The 7,785-nt window shown below is 39.5% G+C and carries 6 protein-coding genes and 1 pseudogene; 2 read left to right on the top strand and 5 right to left on the bottom strand.

The window, feature by feature from the left end; translation table 11 throughout:
* A pseudogene (locus ACRPLY_RS25305) lies at positions 1–291 on the top strand (hypothetical protein); the annotation flags it as partial.
* A 41-nt stretch (positions 292–332) separates the two neighbouring features.
* Here ACRPLY_RS25305 and ACRPLY_RS25300 read toward each other — a convergent pair.
* The 4 genes from ACRPLY_RS25300 to ACRPLY_RS25285 form a co-directional block, all read right to left on the bottom strand.
* Positions 333–1,553, bottom strand: a complete 1,221-nt coding sequence (locus ACRPLY_RS25300) for a multidrug effflux MFS transporter (RefSeq protein ID WP_165635435.1) — start codon at positions 1,551–1,553, stop codon at positions 333–335.
* Positions 1,554–1,620: 67 nt separating this feature from the next.
* Positions 1,621–2,442, bottom strand: a complete 822-nt coding sequence (locus ACRPLY_RS25295) for a MerR family transcriptional regulator (protein WP_033580818.1) — start codon at positions 2,440–2,442, stop codon at positions 1,621–1,623.
* A 63-nt stretch (positions 2,443–2,505) separates the two neighbouring features.
* A complete protein-coding gene (locus tag ACRPLY_RS25290) occupies positions 2,506–3,519 on the bottom strand; it encodes a nitronate monooxygenase (RefSeq protein WP_432232151.1) in 1,014 nt (337 codons plus the stop codon).
* A 272-nt stretch (positions 3,520–3,791) separates the two neighbouring features.
* Positions 3,792–4,856, bottom strand: a complete 1,065-nt coding sequence (locus tag ACRPLY_RS25285; RefSeq protein ID WP_432232150.1) for a lactonase family protein — start codon at positions 4,854–4,856, stop codon at positions 3,792–3,794.
* Between the two features lie 333 nt (positions 4,857–5,189).
* On the opposite strand from ACRPLY_RS25285, the gene map reads away from it, so the two are divergent.
* On the top strand, positions 5,190–5,936 hold the full coding sequence (map, locus tag ACRPLY_RS25280) for a type I methionyl aminopeptidase (protein WP_025752900.1): 747 nt from the start codon (positions 5,190–5,192) through the stop codon (positions 5,934–5,936).
* Between the two features lie 26 nt (positions 5,937–5,962).
* Here the strand turns inward: map and ACRPLY_RS25275 are convergent, their stop codons facing one another.
* Positions 5,963–7,768: an ATP-binding protein gene (locus ACRPLY_RS25275; RefSeq protein ID WP_432232149.1), complete on the bottom strand. Its 1,806-nt coding sequence runs from the start codon at positions 7,766–7,768 to the stop codon at positions 5,963–5,965.
* Positions 7,769–7,785: the final 17 nt, after the last annotated feature.

Genomic DNA, 7,785 nt, shown 5'->3' with positions numbered 1-7,785 from the left:
GACTTCCCTGAACATAAAGGTGGTCCTTTTAGCAATCTAGATGCAGCCACTAAGAAAAAAGCCAAAGCTATTATGGATCAGCTTCGCGATGGCACGCTGACTAAGGAACAAGCTGAAGCCAAATTAAAAGAACTTGGCGTAGATCTTCCTGCTAAAAAGAAAGATTTTCTAAATGGTTTAGATGCTGAAACAAAAGCTAAGGCCGAAACCATTTTAGAAAATGCAAAAAAAGAAATTCAAAAACTCGGTGTCACAATGCCGTTTGAAAAGAACGAGCACAAAGCTCAATAACTAAAAAAAGCTACTTGGCTGTTGAGAGCCAAGTAGCTTTTTTATGATGCAGTTTTCCGTTTCACTAATGCCATGTATACACCTAATGCTAATAAATCACAGACCATAATCACAATGCCCATCGGCAGAGCATTTTGCCCTCCTCCAAGTCCCACAAGAGGAGCTACGGCTGCTCCGAGCAAGAACGGCAGCAATCCTAGAAGCGCTGAAGCACTCCCTGCATTAGAAGCTTGATTTTGCATAGCAAGTGAAAAAACGGTTGTGTTCACAATTCCTACGCTTGATACAACAAAGAAAAGCAAGATGCAGACCAAAATAACGGATGTGTGAGTAGCAATTACAGCCACTAAAAGCACGCTTCCAACGGCTGCTTGAAGCAATCCATACATGAGAAGAGTAGCTTCTTTTACTTTACCAGCTAAACGTCCTGTCACTTGAGTAGCTATAATGAGACCAAAACCGTTAATAGCAAAAACAAAACTGAACATCTGCGGAGACAGTCCATAAACGTCTTGAAGAACAAATGTAGAGCCTGAAATATAAGCAAACATAGCGCTCATAATAAAACCTTGCGCCAGCGCATATCCCACGAAGACACTATCTTTTAGCAATACGCTAAATGTACGCAGTACTTCTGTTAATCCACCTTCTTTACGGCGTTCAGCCGGCAGCGTTTCTTTCAAGCCAAATAAAACGGCAAAAAACATTAGTGCACCAATTACGGCTAACACACCAAATACTCCGCGCCACGACATAACCGTCAGCAGCTGTCCACCGGCAACCGGAGCCAAAATGGGAGCTAAACCATTTACGAGCATGAGCATGGAGAAAAACTTTGTTAAATCCGAACCTGAAAACAAGTCTCGCACGCTTGCTCTTGAAATAACCATTCCTGCTGCTCCCGCCATGCCTTGAATAAATCGTAAAACGATAAAAATCCAAATAGAAGGCGCAAACACGCATAAAACAGAGGCAACTGCATAGGTGATTAATGCTGCTACAAGTGGCTTTTTCCTTCCCCGGATATCACTGAATGGCCCCATTACCACTTGCCCAAATGCCAAGCCCAATAAGCAAGCTGTCAGACTGACCTGGGCTAAAGAAGCTGACGTATGCAGTTCTTTAGCAAGCGTCGGCAGCGCTGGCAAATACATGTCGATTGATAACGGTCCAAATGCGCTTAGTGAACCCAAAATTAAAATAAATAAAATGCGATTTCCTCGGCTTAAAGACATTCCTTGGGAAATACTTTGCTGATTCATCTATTGTTGTCTCTCCCTTCAGCAGTTTTACAATAGTCTCATCTTAAACCCTCCAGCAACTGGATAGTCAAGACGTAATTCGAATTTGAATTTCCGTCAGCCGCTCTTCTTCATGATGAGAAATAAATGAATCTACAATTCGCCGAATTAAAAAAGGCCCTTCTGCTTTGTATCCTTCGACTTTAATAAAGTTCAGTAACGTATCGTAATAGACTCCTGTGGTATCTCTCTTTTCTCTCATATAAATAGATGCGTAATCGCCTTCAGGTATTAACGTAACGAGTTCATGCTTAAAAGAAACATCGCTTTCGACCAATAAAAAAATGCCATCGTAATCTGTAAATTGTTGTTTTTTTGTGTTTTCTACAGATAGTATAAACCCTACTTTCCCAATCATAATCGGGGTAATATGACTGATTTTCTTTTTTAAATCACGCAGAACACTTTCAGTTCCGTCTAACGTACCTACCTCTGCTTTTACTTGCACAACTTCACGAGAAGGAAGGTGTTTGATGAACGGGGCTCCTATTTGGTTAATATGTCTCGTCTGTTCTAATTCCTTCATTCGAGTTGTTAACTGCGCATTCACTCTTTGAAGGTGACGAATTTTTTCTTTTGTTACCTTCTGATATTCCGCTAAGGTTTCAATAAATTCGTCCAAGCTGCTGTGCTCCATTTTTCTTTTAATTTCTTTTAACGGAACCCCCATCAGCTTTAAATAGACAATGATATCTAATTTCTTAAATTGTTCTAACGTATAATAACGATATCCAGTTTGCGGATCAACTTCATAAGGCTCAAACAGGCCAATTTCATCATAATAGCGAAGTGTTTTAATTGGAATATCGTGCAGTCTGGCCATTTGCCCAATCGTAAATTTGTTTTGCACTATAAGTTCACCTTCTTTATGTACAGCTGCTTGCACTTAAAGCAAGCAACACCGTAATTCTCATCATTCATTTAGTTCTTGTACAAGCTCTTCCACAATAAGATGTGCAGGCAGTTCTTTTGCCAGCGTAAATCCAGTTCCTGCCCACAAAGAAGTGTACTCTGGATTATTCATTTGTGTAGCTTTTGTTCGAATAGGCTTTGTCATATAATGAATATGAGGGTAAGCGGATGGTGCTGATTTATCATAGGAAATAAAAAAAGCATTCACAAATCCTCTAGCACGTTTCCCTGTAAAAGCTCTTGTAACACCTGTTTCATTAAAACGCTTTTGAAGAATGGTTTCTTTATGAAGAGCACTCGCTCCGCTTTCTGGACAACAAATAAAAGCCGTACCTAACTGCGCAGCAGAAGCACCTTCCTGTAACACGCGTTTAATGTCAGACCCCGTCATCAAGCCTCCCGCAGCAATTAATGGCTTTTTAGTGATTAGACGGACTTCTTTTAGCAAATTTATAAGCGAAAAGTCCACCGAACTCTCTAAAAAAGTAGACCGATGGCCGCCGGCTTCAATTCCTTGCAAGCACAGCACATCTGCTCCTGCTCTCAAAGCCACTTCGGCTTCTTGAGGTGTTGTAATCGTAACGAAAATATGACTTCCAATTCCCTTTAAGCTTGCTACGATCTCTCGATCCGGGCACCCAAATGTAAAGCTCACAGCAGGTACTCGATGTTTTTGAATGATGTCGAGCTTGGCACTCCATTCATCATCATCATTCTTTGGTATGCCAACTTGACACTCCAAATATCCAGCGGCTTTTGACAATTCTTTTTGATAACAATCAAGTGCATCAACTGCTACTTTTTCATTTGTCGGAACAAACAGATTTACTCCAAAAGGTTTTTTCGTAAGTGAGTGCATCTCTATAATTTCCTGCTCCAATTCACGCGCACTTTTATATCCAGCGGCTAAAAACCCTAGCCCTCCGCTATTAGATACAGCTGCAGCTAGTTTAGGCGTCGAAACTCCTCCTGCCATAGGAGCTTGTACAATTGGATACTCACATATATTTTCCACACTTATCACCTCAGCCCTTCATGCTTTCTCTCTTCATTCTACTACAACACCAGAAAAAAAAGCCCTCCAAAAGGGCTTTTCTTCCATATATAGATTATGCTCATTTCAAAAATTGGAATCATAAATGACGCTTAGGAATGCGAACTACCTGACTATTCCCTCAAAGGTTCACCTATGCGGATGGCACTAACCCCGAAAGGAGAGTGACAGCCGCTTAGGTTTAGAAAGCCAGACCTGATTGTTTTTGGATCAGGTCTGGCTTTCTACATCGATTACTTATAGTGGAGGAACTTTACGCATACAGCTTCTGGAACCGTAACGTTAGATTGAAGAAGCGTTAGCTTTCCATTTTCTTGGTCTCTTTCAAACAGCACCAAGTTTCCTGTCTCTTGATTAGACGCCACAATAAATTGTTCCGTTGGATCTAAAACAAAATCGCGCGGCCAGTCGCCTTCAGTGCCTGTCCATTCTACGAATGTTAACTGTCCAGAATCCTGGTCTACTTTGAATGTTGCAATCGAGTTATGTCCGCGGTTTCCTGCATAGACAAAGCGGCCGTCTGAAGAAATGTGGATCGCACTCCCTTGATTATTTTCTGTAAAATCAGCCGGAATTGCTAAAGTAGCTTGTTGTTGAGTAAAGCTTCCTGTGCTTGCGTCATACGTTAAAAATAAAACTTCGGAGCTGAATTCTGTCATTGCATACGCATAGCGGCCATTTGGATGGAACGTTAAATGTCTAGGGCCCGAACCAACAGATGTAGAAAGGCTGTTGACTTCCTTCAATTTATTCTCTTCCACTTCATATGTCACAATTTCATCAATACCTAGGTCCACAACGGCCACGTGCTTTTCTCCAGGAGTAAAATCGGCATAGTGTACGTGTGGTTTTCCTTTTTGTCCTTTTTTGAGGTCTGAATGAGGATGTTCCACTACGGATGCTACATATTCAATTTCTCCTGTTTCTTCATTAACAGAATACGTCTCAACGCTCCCTTTATGAAAGTTAGCAGATAAAACAAGCGTATTATCTTCATTCACTGAAACGTAGCAAGGAGGCGCGCCGTCTAGCAGCTGTTTGTTTACAAACTTCAATTGCCCTGTGTTTGGATCAACCTTAAAAGCAGCTACGCCGCCTTTTTCTCCTTCTTTAATAACTGTATAAAGATGTTCGTTGTCTTTGCTTGCATTTAAGTATGTAGGATTTTCAATTTTAGCCACGGCTTTTACTTCTACAATTTTTTTAGCCTTCGTATCTAACGTAAATGTATAGACACCTTCACTGCCTGCTTTTGTATATGTACCTGCAAATCCAATAAATTTTCCATGTTCACTCATTTTCCTATACCCCTCCTAAAGAATTGTTTTGTTTCATTTATTTTACTATATCATACCGCATTTGTTATAGAGAATGCTCCAATTCAACGTTCATTTATCAGTTTTCCCTACATGCCTAGCGTCAAACCCTTCCTTTTTAAGCCTGCATCTTGCATTTTCCTACCATTGGGCGTTATGATTAAGGATGATTTTATATCGCCCAATAGCAGACGGTTCCTGTATTTCTTAGATTTTCAAACAAAGAAGAATGGGCTGATGAATAGTCGACTTCCATCGCTATAACCGCTGCTCAACTTTTTTCGTAAAGTTACATCAAAAAAGGAGTGAACAACAATGATCACATTAAAAAGTGAACGCGAAATTAATTTAATGCACGAAGCAGGTAAATTATTAGCTTCTTGTCATAAAGAAATCGCTAAAATGATCAAACCAGGCATAACAACAATGCAAATTGATAAATTTGTTGAAGAGTACTTAGCAAAGCACGGAGCAACGCCGGAGCAAAAAGGATACAAAGGATATCAATATGCAACGTGCGCTTCTTTGAATGATGAAATTTGCCACGGTTTTCCAACAACTAAACCGTTAAAAGACGGGGATATCGTAACCATTGATATGGTTGTAAATTTAAACGGAGGCTTAGCAGATTCTGCATGGACTCATACCGTTGGAGACATTTCAGACGAAGCACAGCGTCTAGTAGATGTTACATACGAAGCGCTTTTAAAAGGAATCGAGCAAGCACAGCCAGGAAACCGTACAGGTGACATCGGCCACGCTATTCAAAGCTATGTAGAAGGCGAAAAATTCTCTGTCGTACGCGACTTCACAGGACATGGAATTGGAAATACCATGCACGAAGCGCCTACAATTCTTCACTACGGAAAAGCTGGCAAAGGTACACGTTTAAAAGAAGGTATGGTTATTACAATTGAGCCAATGGTAAACGCTGGTACATGGCATTCTAAAATGGATAAAAACGGTTGGACTGCTCGTACAACAGACGGTAAATTATCCGCTCAATTTGAACATACGCTTGCGATTACGAAAAACGGTCCTCTTATTTTAACAGCACATTAAAAAACAGCCCTTTTGAGGCTGTTTTCTTAATGTAGAGGAAATTTAATAACAAAAACTGTGCCGCGGGAAGAAGTAGATAATAATTTAATCTGTCCTCCGTGGCTTTCTAGAATACGCTGAGCAATGGGCAGACCAAGACCTGTGCCACTATCTTTTGACGTGGAAAACGGCTGGTACAGCGACTGCTGCATATGAACTGGAATACCTTTTCCAGTATCTTCAATGTATAGACAGTAGCTATCTTCATGAACCTGCGAGTAGATTGTAATAACTCCCTCTCCATCCATGGCTTCCATACTGTTTCGAATTAAATTATGAAGAACTTGTTTGATTTGTTTTTCATCTACCTTTAATACATGCGGCTGCAATTTCACATCGAAAATAAGCTTATCTTTTTCTGTAAATTTGCTTGAGTGAGTAATCAAAGGCAATAACTCATTAATAATATCCTGCATGCTGACTTTTTTCATCACCGGAGTCCCAGGCTTTGATAACAACAGCATTTCTTCAATGATGTAATTAATCCTCTCTAGTTCTTTCATAAGCAGAGGCAGGTAAAAACGCTTTTTCTCCTCATCAGAAAGAGACTGATTCATAAGAGATATAAATCCATGAATCACGGCAAGAGGATTACGAATCTCATGAGCAGCTCCGGCTGCCACTTCTCCAACCAAGGCAAGTTTCTCAGACTGATGCATTCGCTTTTCTAATTCTTCGGTATCCGATATATCAATGAAATAAAAAATCCTTCCAATGCTTTCGTTCTTCTCATTAAACAGCTGCGTTTGAGAGGCTAAAAAGCAATAGCACGTCTCTTTCGTTCCAAATAATACTTTTTTATTTTCGTGAATTTCTCCCGAATTCAACATGCTCCAAAATTCAGTATTATATTCAGGACATTCCTTCATATACCGGCAAATATCCTTTTCATCGAGATCTAAAAACTGTTTTGCTGAGGTATTAGCAAATATACTATTTGTCTCATCTTCTATTGTGATAATTCCAACAGGCAGTGAATTTAAGATCTGCTGGCGATATGCTTTATCTTTAATGATTTTCCAAAATGAATCTTCTAAACTAACCGACATTTGATTGATAGAAGCCGAAAGCTGCTTCAGCTCGATTTGCTTTGTGTCTTGAAGAACAAGACCGTATTCTCCGTCTGCAATGTCATTCACTTTTTCAATCATTTGTTCAATTGGTTTCGTAAGGCTTGCACTCATACGATAAGAAACATAAAGAGAAGCCACAATAGCACTTACTGTTAAAATTAATAGTAAAATTAATGAATCTTTAATAATGACAGACAGTGTATCTGATAGTGTATCAAGTGAATCAACCGTCTCTTCTTTTGAACTATTAATATCTTTTTTTATCTGATGCAGATCCGGCAAATAATTTCTCTTAAGATACTCTTTTGCTCCCTCTATATCTCCGTACTTCAGCAGTCCCTGCACGTTATTAGAAATCTTAAAATCCAGCAGCTCAATTTTTTCCTTTAGTGGAATCAACGATTTTGGCACAGGCTGCTTATATCTTTCATTATTTTCGATAACTCGTGTATCATATGATTGATATTCTTCTATCAAAGAGACAGTGGGGTTCTTTAGATTATTTTTCACAATGTATTCTTTTATGTTCAGCTGCTCTTCCCAATAAGAAAGCCACACCATTTGAGGAACATCTTCATCTTTAATTTCGTTGCTTACATGATTCAATTTATCAATGGCATGCACTAAAACTAAAGAGAACCCGCTTAACATGAATGTAATCAAAAGAAGAATCGTTAATATTTGGCTACGGAATGACATGTTGCGAAATAATTGATTCATAATCATCTCTTTCTTTT

The sequence above is a fragment of the Priestia sp. TGN 0903 genome, from assembly GCF_050846855.1.
Lineage (GTDB): Bacteria > Bacillota > Bacilli > Bacillales > Bacillaceae_H > Priestia > Priestia zanthoxyli.
The sequence above is the reverse complement of the archived record's forward strand: the minus strand, read 5'-3'. Positions and strand labels throughout refer to the sequence as shown.